Raw genomic sequence first — 22,444 nt, 5'->3', positions numbered from 1 at the left:
GGAACGCATAGATTGGGTTTTGCATTTGCGTTTTGGCGCCGGATGCGCCAAGCGACGTCGAGAGCCCGCATCCCATGAGGCCGACTGATGAGTACGCTTCTCCTCTCCCACAAGGCCTGCCTCGACCACGTCACGCCGCCGGGACACCCTGAAAGGCCGGACCGCCTGCGCGCGGTGGAGGAGGCGCTCTCGCATGAGCGCTTCCAGTTCCTGGTGCGCGACCAGGCGCCGGAGGGCGATCTCGACCTCGTCACGCTCTGCCACAACGAGCACTACGTCACGGAGCTGCGCCACATCGCGCCGACCAGCGGACTGGTCTATATCGATGGCGACACCTCGATGTCGCCGGGCACGTGGGAAGCGGTGATGCGCGGCGTCGGCGGCGCGGTCGCGGCGACCGAAGCGGTGATGGCGGGCGAGCATCGCAACGCCTTCGTCGCGGTGCGCCCGCCCGGCCACCATGCCGAGATCGGCAAGCCGATGGGCTTTTGCTTCTTCGACAACGCCGCAATCGCCGCGCGTCACGCGCAGCGCAAATACGGCATCACGCGCGCCGCCATCGTCGATTTCGACGTGCATCACGGTAACGGCACGCAGGACATCTTCTGGTCGGACCCGACCGTGATGTACTGCTCCACGCACCAGATGCCGCTGTTTCCGGGCACCGGCGCCAAGAGCGAGCGCGGCGACCACGACACCATCGTCAACGCGCCGCTCGCCTCCGAGGACGGCGGGCCGGAATTCCGCATCGCGTTCGAGAATTTGATCCTGCCGCAGCTCGAAAAATTCAGCCCGGAGCTGCTCGTCATCTCTGCCGGCTTCGACGCGCATTATCGCGATCCGCTGGCGTCGCTGAATTTGCGCGCGGAGGATTATGCCTGGGTGACGCGCAAGCTGATGGACCTCGCCGACAAGACCGCCGGGGGGCGCGTTGTTTCTGTGCTCGAAGGCGGCTACGACCTGCAAGGACTGAAAGAATCTGTTACGGCGCATGTCGGCGCCCTGATGGGCGCTTGACGCACCCGCCACATTGCGCCCGCAAAACTTTGCTTTCTCCGACGTGAAGCGAATCGGGCAATCGGAAACTTATATGGCCGAAAATACCCAAATCGACGTCTCCAGGCTGACCTTCGAACGCGCCATCGAGGAGCTCGAAACGATCGTGAAGCGGCTCGAAGACGGCAAGGTGCCGCTCGAGGAATCCGTGACGATCTACGAGCGCGGCGAGGCCCTGAAGCGCCGCTGCGAGGAGTTGCTGCGCCAGGCCGAGGCGCGCGTCGACAAGATCACCACCGATGCCAGCGGCCAGGCCACGGGCACCGCGCCGCTCGACGTCCAGTAAGGGCGGCCTCCAAAGGCGCCCTTCTTACGCATCGGCCACCCGCAATTTTTCATGCTCGCATGCCGCCGTCGGGGCAGTTGCTGCTGCTTTGGGTCCAGGGGAACCGGCGCTCTAGAGATCACGGAACTCCCTCACGGGGACCCCTCGGCCCTTGTGAAACCCGTGTAAAAGAGCTTTCCACCCGCCAAAACCTGCCGAGGAGCCAAGCGGGCTTGGAACCCTTCTGCTGGCGCCAGAATTAACCACTCTGGCCCGGGGGTTGCAGGTGCATGCCCGTAATCGGCCGAGCGGGTTGGCTTTGGCCCAAGCTTTGGTGTAAAGCTGCGCGGAGTGTGGCTTTTTGTAAGCCTTGCGTGGGCACTGATTACCGACGACAAGCGCTTCAAACTGCTGATGAATTGGCTGGGATGGACGAAGCCGATCTAAGTGACAGGGATCACAGAGACTGAACCGGAGAGCACTTAAGCTCACCTAAGCTTGAAGACGGGGCTTTGCCCCATGCAGGTGGCTCCGACGGTTTAAGGACTCGCGCTGCGCCGATATTGAGCAAACCCATCGCGCACCGGAACGATCTTCCGGCGCTGACAAATTGGAAATCGCCGTGAACGCATATAGTAAAACGCCGCTTCTCGACACCATCCGGACGCCGGACGACCTGCGCAAGCTCAAGATCGAGCAGGTTCGCCAGGTCGCCGACGAGCTGCGTCAGGAGACCATCGATGCCGTCTCGGTGACCGGCGGTCACTTCGGCGCAGGCCTCGGCGTGGTCGAGCTCACCACTGCGATCCACTACGTCTTCGACACCCCGCGCGACCGGCTGATCTGGGACGTCGGCCACCAGGCCTATCCGCACAAGATCCTTACCGGCCGGCGCGATCGCATCCGCACGCTGCGCACCGGCGGCGGCCTGTCCGGCTTCACCAAGCGCAGCGAGAGCGATTACGATCCGTTCGGCGCCGCGCATTCCTCGACCTCGATCTCCGCGGGCCTCGGCATGGCGGTCGCGCGCGACCTCGCCGGCGGCAAGAACAACGTTATCGCCGTGATCGGTGACGGCGCGATGTCGGCGGGCATGGCCTATGAGGCCATGAACAATGCGGGTGCAATGAACTCGCGCCTGATCGTCATCCTCAACGACAACGACATGTCGATCGCGCCGCCGGTCGGCGCGATGAGCGCCTATCTGTCGCGGCTCTACTCGGGCAAGACCTATCGCACGCTGCGCGATGTGGCCAAGCAGATCAACCAGCGCCTGCCCAAGATCATCGCCAGCCGCGCCAACCGCGTCGAGGAATATTCCCGCGGCTTCATGATGGACGGCGGCACGCTGTTCGAGGAGCTCGGCTTCTATTACGTCGGCCCGATCGACGGCCACAACCTCGACCATCTCCTGCCCGTGCTGAAGAACGTGCGCGACATGGAGACCGGCCCGATCCTGGTTCACGTCGTGACGCAGAAGGGCAAGGGCTACGGCCCGGCGGAAGCTTCCGCCGACAAATACCACGCCGTCGTCAAGTTCGACGTCGCGACCGGCACCCAGGCCAAGTCCAAGCCGAACGCGCCGGCCTATCAGAACGTGTTCGGCCAGAGCCTCGTCAAGGAAGCGGAGAAGGACGACAAGATCGTCGCCATCACCGCGGCGATGCCGTCCGGCACCGGCGTCGACATCTTCAACAAGGCGTTCCCGGACCGCACCTTCGACGTCGGCATCGCCGAGCAGCACGCAGTGACGTTCGCCGCCGGTCTGGCCACCGAAGGCTACAAGCCGTTCTGCGCGATCTACTCGACCTTCCTGCAGCGCGGCTACGACCAGATCGTGCATGACGTCGCGATCCAGAGCCTGCCCGTGCGCTTCGCCATCGACCGCGCCGGCCTCGTCGGCGCCGACGGCGCCACCCATGCCGGCTCGTTCGACAACGCCTATCTCGGCTGTCTGCCGAACATGGTGATCATGGCCGCGGCTGACGAAGCCGAGCTGGTGCACATGGTCGCAACCCAGGTCGCGATCAACGATCGTCCGAGCTCGCTGCGCTATCCGCGCGGCGAAGGCCGCGGCATCGAGATGCCCGAGATCGGCGTTCCGCTCGAGATCGGCAAGGGCCGCATCGTCCGCCAGGGCAGCAAGATCGCCCTGCTCTCGTTCGGCACGCGCCTCGCCGAATGCGAGAAGGCCGCCGACGAGCTCGCAGCCCACGGCCTTTCGACCACGATCGCGGATGCGCGCTTCATGAAGCCGCTGGACACCGAGCTTGTGCTCAAGCTCGCGCGCGACCACGAGATCCTGATCACGATCGAGGAAGGCTCGGTCGGCGGTTTCGGCTCGCATGTCGCGCAGTACCTGACCGACCAGGGCGCGCTCGACAGCGGCTTGGTGCGGTTCCGCACCATGGTGCTGCCCGACGTGTTCCAGGACCACGACACCCCGGCGGCGATGTACGGTCGTGCCGGTCTCGACGCCAAGGGCATCGTCGCCAAGGTGTTCGAGGCGCTCGGCAAGGACGTCAAGGCCGAGACGGTCAAGCTCGCCTAAGAGCGAGCTTCGACCTTCTGCGAAGCAGCTCTCATGAAGATCTATCTGGCAGGTCCCGACGTGTTCCTGCCAGATGCGGTCGAGATCGGCCGGCAGAAGGCTGCGATTTGTGCCGCGAACGGCCTCACCGGGCTCTATCCCCTCGACAACGAGATCGACCTCGCCGCTCCCGACGCCTCGCGCCAGATCTTTTGCGGCAACGAGGCGATGATGGACGCGGCCGATGCGATCATCGCCAACCTCACGCCGTTCCGCGGCGCCGGCGCCGATCCCGGCACCGTCTACGAGCTCGGCTACATGGCCGGCCGCCGCAAGTTCTGCCTCGCCTATTCCAATGACGGCGCCGCCTATGCCGACCGCCTCAGTCGCTTCATGGACGTGACGCCCGAGGACGGGCGGCTGGTCGATGCGCAGGGGCTGACGGTCGAGGATTTCGGCCTCGTCGACAATCTCATGATGATCCACGCGCTGGAGCTGCATGGTTGCCCGCTGGTGACGCCGGCGCAGATGCCGATCGACGTCTGGCACGATCTGGCCGCGTTCGAGGCTTGCGTCCGGATGGCGGCCGCGCGATTGATCGCTACATAAGCGCCTCAGGCGTCTTCGGAGAGATTATGTCCCCTGCCCGCAAGCGCGCGGATGTTCTGCTGGTCGAGCGCGGCCTGTTCGAGAGCCGGGCGCGGGCGCGCGCGGCGATCGAGGCCGGGCTCGTCACCGCCGACGACAAGCAGGTGGCAAAGCCGTCGGAGACCATCGCCGAGGACGCCATGATCCAGGCCGAGGCCGCGCACCCCTACGTTTCCCGCGGCGGCGTCAAGCTCGCCGGCGCGCTGGAGCGCTACCCGATCGAGATCGAGGATCATGTCTGCCTCGACGTCGGCGCTTCCACCGGCGGATTCACCGAGGTGCTGCTGGCGAACGGCGCGAGTCTCGTCTTTGCCGTCGATGTCGGCACCAGCCAGCTGCATCCCTCGTTGCGCGGTCACTCCAAAATCGTGTCGATGGAGGAGACCGACATCCGCGCCTATGACGGCAGGCGTTTGCCGGCGCGGCCCGATGTCGTCGTGATCGACGTCAGCTTCATCTCGCTCAAGACGGTGCTGCCCGTCGCACTGTCGCTGGCGGCCGCGCCGATGAGCCTGCTGGCCCTGATCAAGCCGCAATTCGAGGCGGAGCGGAAGCACAACAAGAAGGGCATCGTCCGCGACGCCGCCGTGCACCGCGAGATCTGCGACGACATCGCAGCCTTTGCGGCCTCGCTCGGCTGCACCGATATCGAGGTGTTCCCGTCGGCGATCACCGGCGGCGACGGCAACATCGAATTCTTCCTGGGCGCGCGCCGTGGTTGAGCGCGTGACGATCGATCACGTCGGCCATCGCGGCGACGGCGTCTCGCTCGGCGCCGGCGATGCCGTCTATGTGCCCTATACGCTCGGCGGCGAGACCGTCGAGGTCGATCATGTCGTCGGCAACCATCCTGACCGCCGCAAGCTGCTGGCGGTGGACGTCGCCAGCCCCGAGCGCGTCGCGCCGTTCTGTCCGCATTTCGGCGTCTGCGGAGGCTGCGCGATCCAGCACTGGGCGACTGATCCGTACCATGCCTGGAAGCGCGGCATCGTGGTCGAGACCCTGGCCCAGGCCGGCATCGACTGCGAAGTGGCGTCGCTGGTCGACGCCCACGGTGCGGGGCGCAGGCGCATCACGCTGCACGGCCGGTTCGGCACGCATGACATCCTCAAGGTCGGCTTCTCGGCTGCCAGCTCGCACGACGTCATCCCGATCGATCGCTGCCCGATCCTCGATCCCGGGCTCGAGGGTGCACTCGATGCCGGTTGGGCGCTCGCCGAGCTGCTGACGTCCAAAATGCCGGTCACGAAACCGCTGGACATCCAGGTCACCGCGACCGCCAACGGTCTCGACGTCGACGTGCGCGGCTCCGGCCCGCTGCCAACGCCGCTCGTGACGGCGCTGTCGCGCGTCGCCGAGCAGCACCGCCTGGCGCGGCTGACACGGCACGGCGAACTGGTGCTGCAACGACTGCCTCCGACCGTGCAGATGGGCCGTGCTGAAGTGACGCTGCCGCCGGGCTCGTTCCTGCAGGCAACCGTCGCGGGCGAAGAGACGCTTGCGTCGCTCGTCGCGGAGCGCGTCGGCAAGGCGAAGAACGTTCTCGACCTCTTCTGCGGTGTCGGGCCGTTTGCGTTGCGGCTCGCCGAGAAGGCCCGCGTCACCGCCCATGACAACGACGCCGGCGCCATTGCAGCGCTCGAAAAGGCCGCACGCACGCCGGGGCTCAAGCCGATCAAGGCCGAGCCGCGCGATCTGTTCCGCCGTCCCCTGGTGGCGCCGGAGCTGCGCGATTTCGAAGCCGTCGTGTTCGACCCGCCGCGCCAGGGCGCGCAGGCGCAGGCCTTGAAGCTCGCCGCGAGCAAGGTGCCTGTGGTGGTCGCGGTCTCCTGCAACGTCGCGACATTTGCCCGCGACGCGCGGCTATTGATCGATGGCGGCTACAAGATGGATGCCGTGGTGCCAGTCGACCAGTTCCGGCATACGCCGCACGTCGAGCTGGTGGCGCGGTTTGTGAGATAACCGCGTCCCTCCCGACTTTGATGCCGGTCAACCGACCGGCTCTGCCATTGCGCTAAGCTCGCGCGGGAATGGCCGCGGAGCGGATGATGGCGATCGACCGACGACAATTCATGACCAACACGTTCGGCGTTTCCGCGGCGGCGCTCACGGCCAGTCCCGCGGAGGCCTCGACCAGGAGTTATGAGGACGCGGTGCAGGCGGCACGGGCACCGCTGCGATCGACCCCGAGAGATCGCGAGCTCGTGCGTTTTGCGACACTCGCGACCAACAGCCACAACACGCAGCCCTGGATTTTTTCTGCCCATGACAATGAAATCGTGATCAGGCCCGACGTCGCGCGCCGCTGTCCCGCGGTCGACCCGGACGATCACCACCTCTTTGTCAGCCTCGGCTGCGCCGCCGAAAATCTCGCGCTTGCGGCGGCAACGCTGGGCTGGCGCGCAAACCAGACGGCCGAAGGCGACCGGATTGTGATCGCACTCGACCAAGCTCCGCCTGCCGCATCGGCGCTGGCGGCCGCAATTCCAGTCAGGCAATGCACCCGTGCGGCATTCGACGGCAGGCCGGTCGCGCCCGAGATGTTGCGCCAGCTCGAGGACGCCTGTCGCGAGCCGCACGTGTCGGCAATCCTGCTGACCGAACGCGCAGCCATCGCCAAAGTCACCGACTATGTGCTCGAAGGCAATTCCGCGCAAATGCGCGACAAGGCTTTCATGAGCGAACTCGTGAGCTGGATGCGCTTCAACGAGGCGGATGCGGTCGCGTCCATGGACGGACTATTCTCGCGCGCGTCAGGCAGCCCGTCACTGCCGGCATGGGTCGCGCGGCCGCTGCTGAAGCTCGTCTTCACCGAGCAGAGCGAGAACAGAAAGTACCGTGACGAACTCGACAGCTCCGCGGGGGTCCTCGTGCTTGCCGCCGACCGGAGCGACATATCGCAGTGGATCGCGGTCGGACGCGCTTGCCAGCGGTTCGGTTTGCAGGCGACCGCACTGGGGCTGAAATATTCCTTCGTCAACCAGCCGGTCGAGGTGCCGACACTGAGGTCGCAATTCGCAGCGTCACTCGGACTCGGCGAGCGGCGTCCCGACATTGTGATCCGCTTCGGAGAGGGGCCAGATTTGCCGAAATCGCTGAGGCGCAGCCCGGAGCAGGTGATGCGCGGATGATCCAGTCTAGCGCCGAAGACCGCCCAGCGCGGGTGACTCGCCGGGCAACATCGACGAGTTGATGTCGCTGTCCATGCGCCCCGATTGCTGCTGGGTGAAACCGGCGCCGAACGACAGGCTGAGGTTGGAGGTCGGCTTGAACTCGACACCCGCAAATGCGCCGTAACCCGGCGAGGCGCTGGAGGTGAGCGGCGCAAGCGAGCTGCCAATGCCGCCGCCGTATTTCAGTGTGTCGAAACCGGCAAAGAACGTGACGGGCATGCCGCCCGCGGTCTTGGTGTTGTAGCCGAACTGCGTGCTGTCGTAGGAGAGCGCGCTGTAGTTGCCGCTCAGTCCGGCCGGGCTGAGGCCGCTCCAATTGAGATTGCCATGCTGGCTGCCGACAAAGAAGCCGTTCGCAAAATTGCTGCGGCCGCTTGCGTCGCCGCCATTGAAGCTCGGGAAATTGCCGTAGCTGTCGGCGCTCTGGCCGGCAACGCCGCCGAAGCCGAAAGGTCCGCCGGGGATCCAATATTGCAGCGGTGCGCCTTGCGCATGAGCCGGCGCTTCGCCGAGGCAGAGCAGGGCAAGAAAACCCGCGAGACCGCGAGAGCGTGTAAGCCTGGACATCCAAATACCGTCGAAAAGCTTGCGAATTATACCCACCAGACATCATGAATGCCAGCAAAGCGACACCAGTCTTCCCTTGAGTTCCGGGATCACGTTTTCCTGCCAATTTGAACTTCCCGCATGCCCGATTGACCCACCTAAGGGGGCGCGTCAGCACGGAGGCTCTCATGGAGGTCAATTCCGACAGGTTGAATGCCTTTATGGGCAAGATGGTCACCGAATTCGGGGCAGCGATGAATGCGTCGCTGGTCCTGCTCGGGGACAAGCTCGGTCTCTATCGTACCCTTGCCGCCAAGGGACCGATGAACTCGTCCGAGCTCGCAAGCGCTACCGGAACGGCGGAGCGCTATGTCCGCGAATGGCTCGCGAGCCAGGCGGCGTCCGGCTACATCGAATACGATTCCGCTTCGGCAAAATTCTCGATGCTGCCGGAGCAGGCGATGGCGCTTGCCGATGAGGACAGTCCGGTGTTCCTCGGCGCGTTCGGCAATGTCATTGCCTCGGCGTTTCTCGACGAGCCGAAGGTCTCGGACGCATTCAAATCCGGCAAGGGCGTCGGCTGGAACCGGCGCAGCGAATGCCTGTTCTGCGGCACCGCCCGCTTCTTCCGGACCGGGTACATGCATCATCTGGTGCAGGAATGGTTGCCCGCGCTCGACGGCGTCGTGGACAAGCTGAAGCGCGGCGCCAAGGTCGCCGATGTCGGCTGCGGGCACGGCGTCTCGACACGGCTGATGGCGGAAGCCTTCCCGAACTCCCGCTTCTACGGCTTCGACTATCACGAGGGTTCGATCGAGGCCGCGCGAAAGGCGGCCACCGAAGCCAGATTGGGCGACCGGGTCAGCTTCGCTGTTCATTCCGCCAAGACCTATCCGGCCGAGGGCTATGATCTCGTCTGCTTCTTCGATTGCCTGCATGACATGGGCGATCCCGTCGGCGCCATCGACCACGTGCGCGAGACCATGGCAAAGGACGGCACCTGCATGCTGGTTGAGCCGTTCGCAGGCGACCGCCTCGAGGACAATCTCAACCCGGTCGGGCGGGTCTATTATGCGGCGTCGACCATGATCTGCACGCCGGCCTCGCTCGACCAGGAGGTGGGCCTCGCACTGGGCGCGCAAGCGGGCGAGGCAAGGCTGCGCAAGGTCGCGCGAGAGGGCGGACTGACGCGCTTCCGTCGCGCCGCTGAAACGCCCTTCAATCTGATTCTGGAGGCGCGGATCTGATCTTCCCCATTCCGGCGCGTGGCTACGGCATAGGCCATACCGATGCTGCAGCCACGCCTGGCGCCGACATCCTTGCCTCGCTCGCGCCGCAACGAAAGCTGGCCGCCGCAAATGATCGGCAATGGCGCTTTGGCGCCCGCCTGCGACGTCTTGCGTCAGATCGACCGGCAATTGAAGGCGCTGACGCGGTCCAGCGAGCAGCAGCCGTGATCGGCTACGCCGTCCTGTCCACCGCGGACGATGTATCCGACGGCGGATATTTCGTCACGGGCACCACGAACGACTTGTTGCGGACCTGGTAGATGATCTTGCCATTCTGCCCGTCGTCGGTCGCAATCTGCGCCTGCCCGAACATGATGACGTTCTTGTAGACGGTGCCGGTGCCCTGACGAGTGACGCCATCGGTGGTGACGCTGACCTGCGCTTCGTTGCCGTTGACAGCGAGCACCCTGAAGCTCGCGCTCTTGCCATTGTCACTGGAATAGCCGCCCCAGCTTCCCATCAGGCGGCTGTCGGAGGCCGGCGGCGCCTGCTTCTCGAGAGTCGCGGTCTGCTTGCCCGCGCCTGCAGATGACAACAGCACCAGACTCTTGCCGTCCTTGGTGCCGACCGTGACCGTGCCGAAGGTGAGAAGCGAACCGGCGACCTCGCCAAAACCGCGCTCCGTGCGTCCGTTATGGGTGTACTCGACCTGCGCCCGGGCACCGCGGATGTTCACGACCTTGAAGCTGACGGGCTGGTTGTTGCCGGCCCAATTGCCTTTCCACTCGCCGAGCAGAGAGCTCTGATGATACACCCGCTCGAGAGCGGGAGAAATCTGGCTGGTGCTCGACGTGACGATAGCCATTGGATTGCTCGGCGGATTTGTCTGACAGGCCCGCTTCGTTCGCGCCCCGACAGGAACGTCAGAACAGTATCCGGAAACAATTGGAAGCAGCCGATTAGGGCCACGCAACAGTTAACGCATGGTTAAAATTCCATCGCAGGCAAATAGGGCAAAAGGTCTCGTCCGGTAGGCTGCGCTCAGCGACCCCAGCGGTCCGACCAGATCTTCTCGCCAATCATGCAGTTCACACGCGGCTCCTTGTCCTTCTCCGCAACGCGCATCACCGGGCGTTCCGGCATACGGCCCGCAACCTCCATCAGGAGCTTGGTGCGGATGGCTTCCTTGAACTTGTCGCGGTCCTTGATCGTGATGACGAAGGAACCGGGGCCGCCAATGACGCAATCCTCATAGTAGAAGTCGAGATTGTCGATATCCATGGTCGAATAGGACGGCTCCTTGACCATGATCGGCAGACCGTTGATCACGATGCCCTTCTCGATCGCGGCGTCGCGCGCAATCGTGACCGGCGTGCCATTGTTGTTGGGACCGTCGCCGGAAATGTCGATCACGCGGCGCAAGCCCCGATAGGGATCCTCGTCGAACAGCGGCATCGCGAAAGTGATCGCGCCGGAGATCGAGGTGCGCGAGGCGCGCCGGATCGGCGTCTTCAGGATTTCGGCGGCGACGGCATCGGCGGTCTCCGGTCCGTCGACCAGCCGCCAGGGAATGATGATCTTCTGGTCGGTCGAGGCGGCCCACTCGAAATAGGTCACCGCGATCCGGCCGTTCGGGCCGAGCTTCAGCGCCTGCAGGAATTCCTTCGACTGGATCGCCTGCGCATAGCCTTCGCGCTGGACCGCGAGCTCGTCCATGTCCATGGAGTAGGAGACGTCGACGGCGAGGATCAGCTCGACATCGACCGTCTGGGCGTCCCTGTCGGCTGCTTGCCGCTGCGGCTGAATTTTAGGCGACTCAAACTTGGGTCCTGGTGCCGCGATGCCCGCGACGTCCCCTCCGGCAAACATGCCGGTCATCAGCACAGCCCCGATCGAGAACAGCAAGCGCATCGCAGCCTCCCGTCGTATGACGCGATGGTGACATGCAATCGCCTTGCCGCAAAGTCCGAAGATCGCTTGCGCTTCACATTCCAGTTAGGGATTTGCGAGTTAGCATTTGCGGCTCGGGAATTATGAAGCATTACGCAAAGCTGCCGCCATATTGCCCCGTTCGCGCCGCTCCCGGAATGACGGGCCACTGGACACAGCACCCTCGCCCACTTGTCCGGCGCGATTTCCATGCTAGGCTGGCGACACAGATGGGGATGGAGTCCCCCGACAACCGCCCGTGACCGTAGTGGGCTGATGACTCCTGCTTGAGGAGGGGCAACTTCTAGGTCTCTGCCTTCGGCGGGAGCATGGACAAACCCGCCGCTGGCGGGTTTTTTGTTGCCTGGATGCGAAGGCCAAGGAGAGGTCAAGCAGAGGTCAAGCAGAGGCCGAGGAGAAGTCCTGGACGTGACGACGACAACACCGAACGCTGCGCGTGCAGGGCTGCCCAAGGGGATCTGGGTGCTCGGTTTCGTCTCGATGCTGATGGACGTCTCTTCCGAGATGATCCACGCACTGCTGCCGGTGTATCTCGTCACCGTGCTCGGCGCCTCCACGCTCACCGTGGGCTTCATCGAGGGCATTGCGGAGGCGACCGCCTCGATCACGAAGATCTTCTCCGGCGCGTTGTCCGATTGGCTAGGCCGGCGCAAATTGCTCGCTGCGCTTGGCTACGGGCTCGCCGCACTGACAAAACCGCTGTTCCCGCTTGCCCCCAGTGTCGGATGGCTGGTCGCCGCGCGCTTCATCGACCGCGTCGGCAAGGGCATTCGCGGCGCACCGCGCGATGCGCTGATCGCCGATATCGCACCTATCGGCCTGCGTGGCGCGAGCTTCGGCCTGCGGCAGTCGCTCGACACCATCGGTGCGTTCGTCGGGCCGCTCATGGCAATCGGCCTGATGTGGTGGACGGCGGACAATTTTACGGTGGTGTTCTGGGTGGCCGTGCTGCCGGGCTTCCTGTCGTTCGGACTGATCGCGTTCGCGGTGAGCGAGCCGGAGCCGGACCCAGGCCGGGAGCCGTCAAGGAATCCGCTGAATACCGCCGCGATGCGCCAGCTTGGATCCGTGTACTGGCGTGTCGTCGCGGTTGGCGTCGTGTTCACGCTGGCACGTTTCAGCGAGGCCTTCCTGATCCTGCGCGCGCAGAATATCGGGCTCAATGCGATGTGGGTGCCGGCCGTGCTGGTGCTGATGAACATCGTCTATGCGTTGTCGGCCTATCCGGCCGGCGTGCTCTCGGACCGGATCAACCGCACCAGCCTGCTCGCGCTCGGCCTCGTCTTCCTCGCCGGCGCCGATCTCGCGCTTGCACTGCTGCCAAACCTTGGGGGCCTCGCCCTGGGTGTCGTGCTGTGGGGGCTGCATATGGGATTGACGCAAGGCCTGCTCTCGGCCCTCGTCGCCGACGCAGCGCCACCGAGTCTGCGCGGCACTGCGTTCGGCTATTTCAACCTGTTCACCGGCCTTGCCTTGCTGGCCGCAAGCGTGATCGCCGGCGCCTTGTGGGATGCTTATGGTCCGGCCGGCACCTTCCTGGCGGGGCTCGGCTTCGCGCTGGTCGCGCTCACGGGACTATTTGCCGTCGGCAACGGGCTGGCAACGGAGGAGAAACGATGACGGGGGGCTGTTCGCCGTGCTGAGCGGAGTGCTAGCGATCATGATCGGCAGCGTGCTCGGCGGCTGCGCGCGCTATTTCATCTCCGGCGCGATCGCCCGGCGGCTGGGCGAGACGTTTCCGTGGGGCACCGTGACCATCAACGTCACCGGCGCCTTTCTGATCGGCATTTTTGGCGCATTGGCGACCCATCCCGGCTCGCTCTTCGCCGCGCCCGATCCATGGCTGTTCGCGGTCACCGGCTTTCTTGGCTGCTACACCACGGTGTCCTCGTTCAGTCTGCAAACGCTGACGCTGGCGCGCAACGGCGAGCCGATGCACGCGCTGGGGAATGTCGCGGTCTCGGTCGTGCCCTGCCTCGCCGCCGTCAGTTGCGGCTTCCTCCTCGCGGACGCTCTGGGAGGCTAGGCAGATGAAGTCCCCCTCCTCTGCCGATCGCTGGCGCGCCGCGACGCTCTATGCCTGGGTTGCCGCCGGCAGCATGGTCGGCGGGCTGACGCGCTATCTGGTCGGGCTTGCGCTCGGCACCGGCTCCGGCTTCCCCGTCGCGACGCTGTTCATCAACGCCACGGGCTCACTGATCATCGGCTTCTACGCGACGCTGACCGGGCCCGACGGCCGCCTGCTGGCGCGGCCCGAGCACCGGCAGTTCGTCATGACCGGGTTCTGCGGCGGCTACACGACCTTTTCGACCTTCAGCCTGGAGACCTTCCGCCTGTTCCACGGCGGCATGAAATATACGGCGCTCGCCTATATCGCGGCATCCGTCATTTGCTGGCTGGTGTCGGTATGGGCAGGCCATATGATAGCCAGCGGCACCAACCGATTGACAAGGAGGTGACCATGCAAATCCCCAACCAGGCAGTTTCGCTCCGGATCTTCATTGGCGAGAACGACCATTTCGACGGCAAGCCGCTCTATGAAGCGATCGTGATGACGGCGCGCGAGCGGCATCTGGCCGGCGCCACCGTGCTGCGCGGCCCCATGGGCTTCGGCAAGTCGAGCCGGCTGCACACTTCGAAGATTCTGCGGCTCTCGGAAGACCTGCCGCTGCTGATCGAGATCGTCGACAGCGAGGACAACATCCATGCATTCCTGCCCATCCTGGATGGCATGATGTCGAGCGGCCTGATCACCTTGGAGAAGGTGCAGGTCCTGCAATATGGTGAGAAGGCCGCGCGCTGAGCGCGCCGGCAGGAACCGGAGCCCGCCATATCCGGGAGGCGGAATGAACGATACCGTTACCAAACCCAAAACCAGGACGAAGACCAAGGTCGAGCGGCCGAAGCTGCATAAAGTCATCCTGATCAACGACGACTTTACGCCCCGCGAATTCGTCACGATGATCCTCAAGGCCGAGTTCCGCATGACCGAGGATCAGGCCTACAAGGTGATGATCACCGCCCACAAGCTCGGCGCCTGCGTGGTCGCGGTGTTCACCAAGGACGTCGCAGAGACCAAGGCCACCCGCGCCACCGACGCCGGCCGCACCAAGGGCTATCCACTGCTGTTCACCACGGAGCCGGAGGAATAGTGGCACCGGTCAGGCTTTGGTGCTTTGGCGCCCTCTTTCGATTTCGGCGCCGAAACTGCTCTTCCGAATAGTGTATCTATTGGCGGTCAACAGGCGCATGGTGAGCCATCACCGGCCCGTCACGGCATCCATCGGTGACTGAGAGAGTCTTTGCGCTCCCGCCCAATGCGGAGCGTCCCGTGCAAGACACCACCAAAAGAAATATCCCGCTGAGCAATCGCCTTGCCCAATTGGCGGCCGAGGCTCGCCGTCGCGCAGAGATTGCCCCGCCCGGTGTTCAGCGAGAAGCGCTGCTCAAAGCGGCGCGATTGAGCGAAACGGCCTCGCACATTCATGACTGGATAAGCCTGCCTGGCTCCAAAACACCGAGGTAGCGGCAAGCCAACCTGGTCGGCGGCCTCTTCACGTCGAGTGATGATCCGGGCTATGGGCGGCGTCCGCCTTCAAATCACGCCTCAAATATAAGTTGTATGAAATGAACTATATTTCATTTTGGTTGTTGTAACAGCGTCCCCAATGAGGTGGGGCGGTCAACAGCCAAAGCAGCCCCAAATGATGAAATCTCTTATCGCGTTCGCGATGTTCGCGCTCCTCGGAGTGTCCGCAATGGTGTTGCCCGGTTTTGCTCCGCAAGTAAAAGCGCGCGAGACCGTTGCTTTGGCGAAGGCGGACCGGCTGGCGAGCCATCCGGTGGCCAGGAATTGCGTAGGCCAGGTCTGGCCGGACTTCGAAGCATCGTGTCTACGCCGAGGTGAATCCGATGTCAGGATTCATGAAGCTCGTTTGGTGACGGCGCGCCGCTAGACCAACAATCGCAAAGCGCCGACCGGGCTTGTCGGATGATCCAGGAAAGTGTCGTGCACAGATGTCAACACCTCCAACCTCCTTGCCGAATGTTCTCGTCGTCGAAGACGAGATGATCCTGCGCATGCGCGCAGTCGATATCGTGGAGGATGCAGGCTTCTGCCCTGTGCAGGCCGTCAACGCCGACGAAGCCATCGCAATCCTCGAGTCGCGGTCGGACATCTCGCTTCTGTTCAGCGACATACAGATGCCCGGGACCATGGACGGCCTGAAGCTGGCCCACGCGGTGCACGATCGCTGGCCTGCCATCAAGATCGTGCTCGTCTCCGGTCAGGTAAAGCCGTCTGAAAACGAAACGCCGGCGGACAGCCGCTTCTTTCGCAAGCCGCTCGCCGTCGACGAAATGATCTCGCAGTTACAAACGATGATCGGAGCGGGCGCGCTAAAAATCCTCCCGACCACAACGACGGATCCCGGGGAAAACCCTGAGGGTGCTCGATCGCCACAGGAATCGGTTCTGGTAGCGGAGAACGACAATCTGCGCCTTTTGCTGGAACAGGCCGACACCGACGCCAAGGTCCTGCTCGCTCAAGCCGGCATCGAAGCCCACGAGCGCGAGGCGGCCGACAAGTTGCAAAAGCTGATCCTCGGAGAGCTGCATCACCGCATCAAGAATACGCTTGCGACGGTGAGCGCAATCGCAGCCCAGAGCTTCCGGGCCGCAATCAATCTCGAGCAAGGCCAAAAAGCCATGGATGGCCGCTTGCTGGCGTTGGGGCGTGCCCACGACCTGTTGATACAGGTCAGCTGGTCAAATGCGAGCCTCACTCATACCCTGAGCGGCGCCACCGATCCCTTTGACAGTCAGGGGGGCCGACGATTCCATTTCAATGGGCCGGATCTCCGGATCACGTCCGGTGCCGTGATAGCGCTCGCCATGACGTTCAACGAGCTCTGCACCAACACCACGAAGTTCGGCGCGCTGTCCAGTTCCTCCGGGCATGTTGAGATCGCATGGACGGTGGACGAGATCGAGCAAAGGCTGCGCCTGAAGTGGAGCGAAAGCGGCGGCCCTGCGGTGGCGCCGCCAACACGACGGAGCTACGGCACCCGGATGATCGAGTCGCTCGGCCAGCAACTGAACGGACAGGTGCGGCTGGCCTACGAACCGTCCGGATTTGTCTATCAGCTGGATGTACCGCTGAAGTCGGTGATGGCGTCGAACGCCTGAATTCTGCTTACTGGCTTGGCGGCGGCAGACCTCCGAGGACGACCTCAGGCCATCACCACCGGCGTCTCCTCCGCCAGCCCGTACACGCGCTGCGCCTTGGAAAATCCCGCGATCGGGAATTCGCCGAGTTCGTGCCAGTCGTGCTGGCAGACATTGGCGAAGCCTTCCGAGGCGACGACGGTCCGCCCCATGCGACCCGTGATCTTTTCGAGCCTGGCGGCAAGGTTCACGGCGGGGCCGATGCAGGTGAAATCCAGGCGGTTGCCGCCGCCGATATTGCCGTAGAGGATGTTGCCGACGTGGAGCGCCACGCCGAAGCGGAAGCGCTCGACGACGTCGCCGACAGGATACGCGAGCGCCTCGACGCTGGCGCGGGATTCGCGCGCCGCCTCCAGCACCCGCGTGCAGACATGGGCGGCATCGCCGACATATTCGTCGATCGGGAATACCGCGAGCAGGCCGTCGCCCATGAATTTCAGCACCTCGCCGCCATGGCCGCGGATCGCCGCGACCTGGCAGTCGAAATAATGGTTGAGGATCTCGACCACGGTCTCGGCCGGCAGCCGGTCCGACAGTGCGGTGAAGCCGCGCAGATCGGAGAGCCAGATCGCAGCCTGCATGGTGTCGTTGTGGCCGCGGCGGATCTGACCACCAAGGATGCGCGCGCCCGCGCGATTGCCGACATAGGTGTCCAGCAGCATCTCGGCAGTGCGGCGCAGGCTGATGATCTCGGTGATGCGCGCGAGCGGTTTGACGATGGCGTGAATCGCCGCGATGTGTTCATCGGTGAAGCCGCCTGGATGGCGCGTGGTCCAGCTCGTCGCGTGGACCGAGCCGTCGAGAAACTGCATTGGCGTCGCGACGTAGTCGGTTACGCCTTCGGCACGCATATCGTCGAAAAAAGGGAAATGCTTGCTGCCGGGATCGTCCATGCGTCCCCGCACCTCAAGTCCCTGCTCGAACACGACCCGCAGCGGACTTCTGGCGAATTCCGGCGTCTCCAGGATCGCGAAATCGACCGTGCCGATCTCGACCTCCTCGCCCTCCCGCCAGATGAAGTTGCGACCGAAAATTTCGGGATGCAGCGTGCGGATGAAGATGCCGAACCGCCATAGCGGCAGACCGGCTGCGACCATCCGTTCGCAGGCTTCCGCCGTCATCTCGGCCGGGGCCTTCGACGACCAGGCGCCGTCGATCAGCCAGCTGGTGATACGTTGGAGCTCGGAGCTTTCCATGTCGGCATTTGCGGACGAAGTTGTGGGATCGTCAAGCTGCGCGGTGGGCTAGTGGCGCGATACAAGCGCCTCGCGCAACGCTAGCGCCCGACCTGACCGCGATCGCGCAGGAAATGATCGGCCAACACACAAGCCATCATGGCTTCGCCGACGGGGACGGCGCGGATGCCGACGCAGGGATCGTGGCGGCCCTTGGTCATGATCTCGGTGTCGGCGCCGTTGCGATCGACGGTGAGGCGCGGCTGCAGGATCGACGAGGTCGGCTTGACCGCGAAACGCACCACCACCGGCTGTCCCGTGGAGATACCGCCCAGCACGCCGCCGGCGTGGTTGGACAGAAAACGCGTGCCGTCATTGCCGGTGCGCATCTCGTCGGCGTTCTCTTCGCCGGTGAGTTCGGCCGCGCCGAAGCCGGCGCCGATCTCGACGCCCTTCACCGCATTGATGCTCATCATTGCGGAGGCGAGCTCGGCGTCGAGCTTGGCGTAGATCGGCGCGCCAAGGCCGGCCGGCACACCTTCGGCGACGACCTCGATCACCGCGCCGATCGAGGAGCCGCTCTTGCGGATGCCGTCGAGATAGGTCTCGAAGAACGCGGCCTTGTCCTTGTCGGGACAGAAGAACGGATTGTTCGCGATCTCGTCCCAGTCCCACTTCGCGCGGTCGATCTTGTGCGGCCCGATCTGCACCAGCGCGCCGCGCACCTTCACGTCGGGCAATACTTTTCGCGCGATCGCGCCGGCGGCAACGCGCGTCGCGGTCTCGCGCGCCGAGGAGCGGCCGCCGCCGCGATAGTCGCGCAGGCCGTACTTCGCTTCATAGGTGAAGTCGGCATGGCCAGGGCGAAACTTGTACTTGATCTCGGAATAGTCCTTCGAGCGCTGGTCGGTGTTCTCGATCAGGAGCCCGATCGGCGTGCCCGTCGTCACCTGTACGCCGGTCTCCGGATGCGCCATCACGCCGGAGAGGATCTTGACCTGGTCCGGCTCCTGACGCTGGGTCGTGAAGCGCGACTGGCCGGGCCGGCGGCGATCAAGATCACCCTGAATGTCGGCCTCGACGAGCGGGATCATGGGCGGGCAGCCGTCGACCACGCAGCCGATCGCCACCCCATGGCTCTCGCCGAAGGTCGTGACGCGGAACATGTGGCCGAAGGTGTTGAAGGACATCGCGAACTGCCGCTTGGCGTTGACGTTTTGCACGGACGTTGGTCAAGTCGTAGCGCCGAGGAGCATTGGGTTCAACCCTAGTTCCGTCATTCCGGGGCGATGCAAAGCATCGAACCCGGAATCTCGAGATTCCGGGTTCGCCCTTCGGGCGCCCGGAATGACAACTGCTTAACTGAACTTCTCCAGCCGCCCGTCGCGGAACACGTAGACGGCGCCCTGCTCGATATAGAGTTCGGCGGCGCTCGCCGGCGTCTCCAGGCCAAGTGAAACCATCAGAGCCCGGCAGGTCCCACCATGGGCGACCGCAACGGTGTCGGTCCGGAGCTGGTCGTACCAGGCGCGCACGCGGACCTGCACATCGGCGTAGGTCTCCCCGCCCGCGGGGCCGACCGTCCATTTGTCGGCGAGGCGCCGGGCGTAGATGTCGGGATCGGAGGCCTCGCTCTCGGCCAGCGTCAGCCCCTCCCAGACGCCGTAACCGATCTCACGCAGGCGGTCGTCGAGCGCATAGTCTGCAATCGGCAGTTCGAGCTTGCTCCGAGCCAGTTCCATGGTCTCTCGCGCGCGGCCAAGCGGACTCGAGACGTAAGCTAATGCAGCCTTGTCGCGGCCCTCGCGCTTGAATAGATCGGCGAGAATGCCGCCGGCCTGCACGGCCTGATCGCGACCGCGCGCGTTCAGCGGAATGTCCTTGATGCCCTGAAGCCTGCCGAGCGCATTCCACTCGGTCTCGCCGTGGCGCAGATAATAGATCGTGGGCACGGGCATTGCTGGTTGAAAAGTTAGTCCTTCCCGCCGAACGAAATGTCAGGCGCGTCCGGGCGCTTCATGCCGAGCACGTGATATCCGGAATCGACGTGGTGCACCTCGCCGGTGACGCCGCGCGAGAGGTCGGAAAGGAAATACAGCGCGCTGCCGCCGACGTCTTCCGTGGAGACGTTGCGCCGCAGCGGTGCGTTGGCCTCGTTCCACTTCAGGATATATCTGAAATCGCCGATGCCGGACGCCGCGAGGGTCTTGATCGGCCCCGCGGAGATCGCGTTGACGCGGATGTTCTTCTCACCGAGATCGGCGGCGAGATAACGCACGCTCGCTTCGAGCGCCGCTTTCGCGACGCCCATGACGTTGTAATGCGGCATCCACTTCTCGGCGCCGTAATAGCTGAGCGTGATGAGCGAGCCACCGTCGGTCATCAGCTTCTCGGCGCGCTGCGCCACGGCCGTGAACGAATAGCAGGAGATCAGCAGGGACTTCGAAAAATTCTCCTGCGTGGTGTCAACGTAGCGCCCGTCGAGCTGCTCGCCATAGGCGATCGCATGCACCAGAAAATCGATCTTGCCCCACTTCTCCTTCAGCACCGTGAAGGCCGCATCGATGGTCGCGGCATCGGTGACATCGCAATGGCCGAGCACGAGCCCGCCGATCTCAGCGGCGAGCGGCTCGACGCGCTTCTTCAGCGCATCGCCCTGATAGGTGAAGGCGAGCTCGGCACCGGCTGCGTGGCATGCCTTGGCAATGCCCCAGGCGATCGAGCGGTTGTTGGCAACGCCGAGGACCACGCCCCGCTTGCCCTGCATCAGACCTGAATTCTGCGCCATTTTGCTAACGTCCCGTCGAGCTCCCGGTGAGGTTTGGAGGTACACCAGCCCTCCGTTGCGGTACAGTCCTAATACGCGGCGTTAACGCTGTTTCAAGCGCCGGAATAGCCGTTCCGCTCGGGTGTTATGATCGTTGTGGCGCTCGCGCCGAACATCAGGACGTCAAGATCGCAATGAGTGCGTTTCGCCAGAGTGTTGAAGCCATGATCCCGGCGTTGCGCCGCTACGCCCGTGCGCTCACGCGCGAGGCGGATGCGGCCGACGATCTGGTGCAGGATACGCTGGTGCGGGCGCTGCGTTCGGAGCGCCTCTTCCTCGGGGGCGACGTCAGGAGCTGGCTCTATACGATCCTGACCAACCTCAACAAGAACCGGCGGCGTTCGCTGGCACGGCGCCCGCAATTCATGCAGCTGACGGAGAACAATCCCGATGCCAGCGGGACCGAAGCCGAAGGGCGCGATATCGAGAGGGCGCTGGCGACGCTCGTCGAGGAGCAACGCTCGGTGCTGCTCCTGGTCATGCTGGAGGGCATGAGCTACCGCGAGGTCGCCGACATCCAGGGCGTGCCGATCGGCACCGTGATGTCGCGCCTGGCACGCGCCCGCGCCCACGTTAAAGCCTCGCTGGAGGGTGAGCGCCCGGCGCTCAGGCGGGTGAAATGATGGCAGGATTAATGCATCGCGCCGGTCGTCTCTCCTGCATGGCGTGGGGAGCGGCGCAGTTGAACCACGAAGAACATTTTGGGCCGCAGAGCCAGAGACGATCGATATGAACGACCGCAAGATTCCAGTGACCGAGGACGAACTGCACGCCTATGTCGACGGCGAGCTGCCGGCCGAGCGCCGCGCCGACGTCGAGGCCTGGCTTGCCGCGCAGCCTGAGGATGGCGAGCGCGTGCAGTCCTGGCGCGCCATGGCCGAGATGCTGCACGCCCGCTACGATTCCGTCGCCCAGGAGCCGGTGCCGGCGCGGCTGGAGCTCGAGCGGCTGGAGCGCCGCCCGCGGCACTGGCTCTATGGGGCCGCCGCGGCCGTGCTGGTGGCCTTCGTTGCCGGCGGCTCCGCCGGCTGGCTGGCGCATGGTGCCGCCAACGCGCCCTCGACCTTCCAGAGCTTTACGACTGACGCGCTCGACGCCCACCGCCTCTATGTCGTCGAGGTTCGCCATCCGGTCGAGGTCGGCGGCAACGAGCGCGACCACCTCCAGGCCTGGCTGACCAGACGCTGCGGCTGGACCGTGTTTGCACCGAACCTGGAGGCGAGTGGACTGAAGCTCGTCGGTGGCCGCCTTTTGCCGGGGCCGAACGGGCCGGCGTCGTTCCTGATGTATGAGGGCGCCTCGGGCGAGCGATACACGATCTACACCGCCAAGACCGAGAACGGCGCGACGCAGATGCGCTACGCCAGAACGGACAAGGATGGGGCGCTGTTCTGGTCGGAGCGAAACGTCGGCTACGTCGTCAGCGGTGGCGGCGACCGCGACCGGCTGACCAAAGTGGCGCAGGCGGTGTACGACCAGGCAGAGAAAAACGGCACCTAGACAACCACGCAACCGCGGTGCCTCGATTCCGACATTGAAAATTTGGAATGAAGACATCGGCGCGTCTCATTATCGCACCGGATGATCACGCGAAAATGAGCAGCGTTCGATCCGCCGATCGACGCGGGCGGCCTCGATTGGGGTTTTTGGTACCGCGCTGGTCCCCCTCTCGAGGCCGCACCTTTTTATCGGCTGCCCCGCCGGACAGCCGACATGTCGAGCACGTGAGCCAAGAAGGGCTACCACGCCTCGGGCATATGATGAGCATCATCTCCATGGACGACGCTCTCAGTCTTTTAGGAGAACCCCTTCAGCTACC

General features: G+C 64.4%; 26 protein-coding genes and 1 riboswitch. Of the genes, 19 read left to right on the top strand and 7 right to left on the bottom strand.

Translation table 11 applies throughout. The annotated features are described in order from the left end of the window. The first annotated feature begins 87 nt into the window (after positions 1-87). The 7 genes from GWG67_RS23755 (at position 88) to GWG67_RS23725 (ending at position 7,630) form a co-directional block, all read left to right on the top strand. Complete coding sequence (locus GWG67_RS23755) at positions 88-1,017, top strand: histone deacetylase family protein (RefSeq protein WP_275171775.1); 930 nt, start codon at positions 88-90, stop codon at positions 1,015-1,017. Between the two features lie 73 nt (positions 1,018-1,090). Beyond that, entirely contained in the window at positions 1,091-1,342 is a 252-nt protein-coding gene (locus GWG67_RS23750; RefSeq protein ID WP_027516568.1) for an exodeoxyribonuclease VII small subunit, read from the top strand. 601 nt (positions 1,343-1,943) lie between these two features. Then, entirely contained in the window at positions 1,944-3,872 is a 1,929-nt protein-coding gene (gene dxs, locus GWG67_RS23745) for a 1-deoxy-D-xylulose-5-phosphate synthase (RefSeq protein WP_275171774.1), read from the top strand. A gap of 33 nt (positions 3,873-3,905) precedes the next feature. Then, the gene (locus GWG67_RS23740) at positions 3,906-4,460 is read left to right on the top strand and encodes a nucleoside 2-deoxyribosyltransferase (RefSeq protein ID WP_275171773.1); all 555 of its coding nucleotides are present in this window, start codon (positions 3,906-3,908) and stop codon (positions 4,458-4,460) included. A gap of 26 nt (positions 4,461-4,486) precedes the next feature. Further along, entirely contained in the window at positions 4,487-5,221 is a 735-nt protein-coding gene (locus tag GWG67_RS23735) for a TlyA family RNA methyltransferase (protein ID WP_275171772.1), read from the top strand. Beyond that, entirely contained in the window at positions 5,214-6,461 is a 1,248-nt protein-coding gene (locus GWG67_RS23730) for a class I SAM-dependent RNA methyltransferase (protein ID WP_275171771.1), read from the top strand. The genes GWG67_RS23735 and GWG67_RS23730 overlap by 8 nt, the downstream gene beginning before the upstream one ends. Positions 6,462-6,571: 110 nt before the next feature. Beyond that, positions 6,572-7,630, top strand: a complete 1,059-nt coding sequence (locus GWG67_RS23725; protein WP_275171770.1) for a nitroreductase family protein — start codon at positions 6,572-6,574, stop codon at positions 7,628-7,630. Between the two features lie 6 nt (positions 7,631-7,636). On the opposite strand, the gene GWG67_RS23720 is transcribed toward GWG67_RS23725, so the two are convergent. Further along, the gene (locus GWG67_RS23720) at positions 7,637-8,239 is read right to left on the bottom strand and encodes a hypothetical protein (protein ID WP_275171769.1); all 603 of its coding nucleotides are present in this window, start codon (positions 8,237-8,239) and stop codon (positions 7,637-7,639) included. A gap of 167 nt (positions 8,240-8,406) precedes the next feature. On the opposite strand from GWG67_RS23720, the gene GWG67_RS23715 reads away from it, so the two are divergent. Both GWG67_RS23715 and GWG67_RS23710 read left to right on the top strand, forming a co-directional pair. Continuing rightward, positions 8,407-9,465, top strand: a complete 1,059-nt coding sequence (locus GWG67_RS23715) for a class I SAM-dependent methyltransferase (protein WP_275171768.1) — start codon at positions 8,407-8,409, stop codon at positions 9,463-9,465. Positions 9,466-9,507: 42 nt separating this feature from the next. After that, positions 9,508-9,675 (top strand): hypothetical protein, encoded by a 168-nt coding sequence (locus GWG67_RS23710; protein WP_275171767.1) that lies wholly within the window; start codon positions 9,508-9,510, stop codon positions 9,673-9,675. 4 nt (positions 9,676-9,679) lie between these two features. On the opposite strand, the gene GWG67_RS23705 is transcribed toward GWG67_RS23710, so the two are convergent. Together GWG67_RS23705 and GWG67_RS23700 are read right to left on the bottom strand one after the other, a co-directional pair. After that, positions 9,680-10,312: a hypothetical protein gene (locus tag GWG67_RS23705; protein ID WP_275171766.1), complete on the bottom strand. Its 633-nt coding sequence runs from the start codon at positions 10,310-10,312 to the stop codon at positions 9,680-9,682. Positions 10,313-10,488: 176 nt separating this feature from the next. Beyond that, positions 10,489-11,358, bottom strand: coding sequence for a DUF1194 domain-containing protein (locus GWG67_RS23700; protein ID WP_275171765.1), 870 nt, complete (start codon positions 11,356-11,358; stop codon positions 10,489-10,491). Between the two features lie 241 nt (positions 11,359-11,599). After that, positions 11,600-11,669, top strand: a riboswitch (Fluoride riboswitch). Positions 11,670-11,805: 136 nt separating this feature from the next. On the opposite strand from GWG67_RS23700, the gene GWG67_RS23695 reads away from it, so the two are divergent. The 8 genes from GWG67_RS23695 (at position 11,806) to GWG67_RS23660 (ending at position 16,584) form a co-directional block, all read left to right on the top strand. Then, positions 11,806-13,017 (top strand): MFS transporter, encoded by a 1,212-nt coding sequence (locus tag GWG67_RS23695; protein ID WP_275171764.1) that lies wholly within the window; start codon positions 11,806-11,808, stop codon positions 13,015-13,017. A 7-nt stretch (positions 13,018-13,024) separates the two neighbouring features. After that, on the top strand, positions 13,025-13,423 hold the full coding sequence (crcB, locus tag GWG67_RS23690) for a fluoride efflux transporter CrcB (RefSeq protein WP_275171815.1): 399 nt from the start codon (positions 13,025-13,027) through the stop codon (positions 13,421-13,423). 4 nt (positions 13,424-13,427) lie between these two features. Then, positions 13,428-13,856, top strand: coding sequence for a fluoride efflux transporter CrcB (gene crcB, locus GWG67_RS23685; protein ID WP_275171763.1), 429 nt, complete (start codon positions 13,428-13,430; stop codon positions 13,854-13,856). Between the two features lie 2 nt (positions 13,857-13,858). Continuing rightward, positions 13,859-14,200 carry a DUF190 domain-containing protein gene (locus tag GWG67_RS23680; protein WP_275171762.1) on the top strand — a complete coding sequence of 114 codons (342 nt, stop codon included), beginning with the start codon at positions 13,859-13,861 and terminating at the stop codon, positions 14,198-14,200. Between the two features lie 43 nt (positions 14,201-14,243). Then, a complete protein-coding gene (gene clpS / locus GWG67_RS23675) occupies positions 14,244-14,549 on the top strand; it encodes an ATP-dependent Clp protease adapter ClpS (protein WP_275171761.1) in 306 nt (101 codons plus the stop codon). 179 nt (positions 14,550-14,728) lie between these two features. Further along, positions 14,729-14,923 carry a hypothetical protein gene (locus GWG67_RS23670; RefSeq protein WP_275171760.1) on the top strand — a complete coding sequence of 65 codons (195 nt, stop codon included), beginning with the start codon at positions 14,729-14,731 and terminating at the stop codon, positions 14,921-14,923. 178 nt (positions 14,924-15,101) lie between these two features. Next, positions 15,102-15,353 (top strand): hypothetical protein, encoded by a 252-nt coding sequence (locus GWG67_RS23665; protein WP_275171759.1) that lies wholly within the window; start codon positions 15,102-15,104, stop codon positions 15,351-15,353. A gap of 61 nt (positions 15,354-15,414) precedes the next feature. Further along, entirely contained in the window at positions 15,415-16,584 is a 1,170-nt protein-coding gene (locus GWG67_RS23660; RefSeq protein WP_275171758.1) for a sensor histidine kinase, read from the top strand. A 44-nt stretch (positions 16,585-16,628) separates the two neighbouring features. On the opposite strand, the gene GWG67_RS23655 is transcribed toward GWG67_RS23660, so the two are convergent. From GWG67_RS23655 to fabI, 4 genes are all read right to left on the bottom strand, one after another. Continuing rightward, positions 16,629-17,819, bottom strand: coding sequence for an adenylate/guanylate cyclase domain-containing protein (locus tag GWG67_RS23655; RefSeq protein ID WP_275171757.1), 1,191 nt, complete (start codon positions 17,817-17,819; stop codon positions 16,629-16,631). Positions 17,820-17,899: 80 nt separating this feature from the next. Next, the gene (gene aroC / locus GWG67_RS23650; protein ID WP_275171814.1) at positions 17,900-18,988 is read right to left on the bottom strand and encodes a chorismate synthase; all 1,089 of its coding nucleotides are present in this window, start codon (positions 18,986-18,988) and stop codon (positions 17,900-17,902) included. 168 nt (positions 18,989-19,156) lie between these two features. Then, on the bottom strand, positions 19,157-19,756 hold the full coding sequence (locus GWG67_RS23645) for a histidine phosphatase family protein (RefSeq protein ID WP_275171756.1): 600 nt from the start codon (positions 19,754-19,756) through the stop codon (positions 19,157-19,159). Between the two features lie 14 nt (positions 19,757-19,770). Continuing rightward, complete coding sequence (gene fabI, locus GWG67_RS23640; protein ID WP_275171755.1) at positions 19,771-20,586, bottom strand: enoyl-ACP reductase FabI; 816 nt, start codon at positions 20,584-20,586, stop codon at positions 19,771-19,773. 173 nt (positions 20,587-20,759) lie between these two features. Between fabI and GWG67_RS23635 the strand changes: the two genes are divergently transcribed. Further along, entirely contained in the window at positions 20,760-21,248 is a 489-nt protein-coding gene (locus GWG67_RS23635) for a sigma-70 family RNA polymerase sigma factor (protein ID WP_007594679.1), read from the top strand. Between the two features lie 106 nt (positions 21,249-21,354). Beyond that, on the top strand, positions 21,355-22,125 hold the full coding sequence (locus tag GWG67_RS23630; RefSeq protein ID WP_275171754.1) for an anti-sigma factor: 771 nt from the start codon (positions 21,355-21,357) through the stop codon (positions 22,123-22,125). Positions 22,126-22,444: the final 319 nt, after the last annotated feature.

It is taken from the genome of Bradyrhizobium sp. CSS354, from assembly GCF_029051725.1.
In the GTDB taxonomy this organism is placed as follows: domain Bacteria; phylum Pseudomonadota; class Alphaproteobacteria; order Rhizobiales; family Xanthobacteraceae; genus Bradyrhizobium.
Note: the sequence above shows the minus strand (reverse complement) of the source record. Positions and strands in the feature narration are given on the sequence as shown.

What these genes read in the sequence shown, in the direction of transcription:
- GWG67_RS23680 (WP_275171762.1), top strand. Translation starts at nt 13,859, where the DNA reads ATGCAAATCCCCAACCAGGCAGTTTCGCTCCGGATCTTCATTGGCGAG.
- clpS (WP_275171761.1), top strand. Translation starts at nt 14,244, where the DNA reads ATGAACGATACCGTTACCAAACCCAAAACCAGGACGAAGACCAAGGTC.
- aroC (WP_275171814.1), bottom strand. Translation starts at nt 18,988, where the DNA reads ATGTCCTTCAACACCTTCGGCCACATGTTCCGCGTCACGACCTTCGGC.
- GWG67_RS23645 (WP_275171756.1), bottom strand. Translation starts at nt 19,756, where the DNA reads ATGCCCGTGCCCACGATCTATTATCTGCGCCACGGCGAGACCGAGTGG.
- GWG67_RS23700 (WP_275171765.1), bottom strand. Translation starts at nt 11,358, where the DNA reads ATGCGCTTGCTGTTCTCGATCGGGGCTGTGCTGATGACCGGCATGTTT.
- fabI (WP_275171755.1), bottom strand. Translation starts at nt 20,586, where the DNA reads ATGGCGCAGAATTCAGGTCTGATGCAGGGCAAGCGGGGCGTGGTCCTC.
- GWG67_RS23665 (WP_275171759.1), top strand. Translation starts at nt 15,102, where the DNA reads ATGATGAAATCTCTTATCGCGTTCGCGATGTTCGCGCTCCTCGGAGTG.
- GWG67_RS23725 (WP_275171770.1), top strand. Translation starts at nt 6,572, where the DNA reads ATGACCAACACGTTCGGCGTTTCCGCGGCGGCGCTCACGGCCAGTCCC.
- GWG67_RS23715 (WP_275171768.1), top strand. Translation starts at nt 8,407, where the DNA reads ATGGAGGTCAATTCCGACAGGTTGAATGCCTTTATGGGCAAGATGGTC.
- GWG67_RS23630 (WP_275171754.1), top strand. Translation starts at nt 21,355, where the DNA reads ATGAACGACCGCAAGATTCCAGTGACCGAGGACGAACTGCACGCCTAT.
- crcB (WP_275171763.1), top strand. Translation starts at nt 13,428, where the DNA reads ATGAAGTCCCCCTCCTCTGCCGATCGCTGGCGCGCCGCGACGCTCTAT.
- GWG67_RS23710 (WP_275171767.1), top strand. Translation starts at nt 9,508, where the DNA reads ATGCTGCAGCCACGCCTGGCGCCGACATCCTTGCCTCGCTCGCGCCGC.
- GWG67_RS23750 (WP_027516568.1), top strand. Translation starts at nt 1,091, where the DNA reads ATGGCCGAAAATACCCAAATCGACGTCTCCAGGCTGACCTTCGAACGC.
- GWG67_RS23705 (WP_275171766.1), bottom strand. Translation starts at nt 10,312, where the DNA reads ATGGCTATCGTCACGTCGAGCACCAGCCAGATTTCTCCCGCTCTCGAG.
- GWG67_RS23635 (WP_007594679.1), top strand. Translation starts at nt 20,760, where the DNA reads ATGAGTGCGTTTCGCCAGAGTGTTGAAGCCATGATCCCGGCGTTGCGC.
- GWG67_RS23740 (WP_275171773.1), top strand. Translation starts at nt 3,906, where the DNA reads ATGAAGATCTATCTGGCAGGTCCCGACGTGTTCCTGCCAGATGCGGTC.
- GWG67_RS23720 (WP_275171769.1), bottom strand. Translation starts at nt 8,239, where the DNA reads ATGTCCAGGCTTACACGCTCTCGCGGTCTCGCGGGTTTTCTTGCCCTG.
- GWG67_RS23660 (WP_275171758.1), top strand. Translation starts at nt 15,415, where the DNA reads ATGTCAACACCTCCAACCTCCTTGCCGAATGTTCTCGTCGTCGAAGAC.
- GWG67_RS23735 (WP_275171772.1), top strand. Translation starts at nt 4,487, where the DNA reads ATGTCCCCTGCCCGCAAGCGCGCGGATGTTCTGCTGGTCGAGCGCGGC.
- GWG67_RS23755 (WP_275171775.1), top strand. Translation starts at nt 88, where the DNA reads ATGAGTACGCTTCTCCTCTCCCACAAGGCCTGCCTCGACCACGTCACG.
- GWG67_RS23655 (WP_275171757.1), bottom strand. Translation starts at nt 17,819, where the DNA reads ATGGAAAGCTCCGAGCTCCAACGTATCACCAGCTGGCTGATCGACGGC.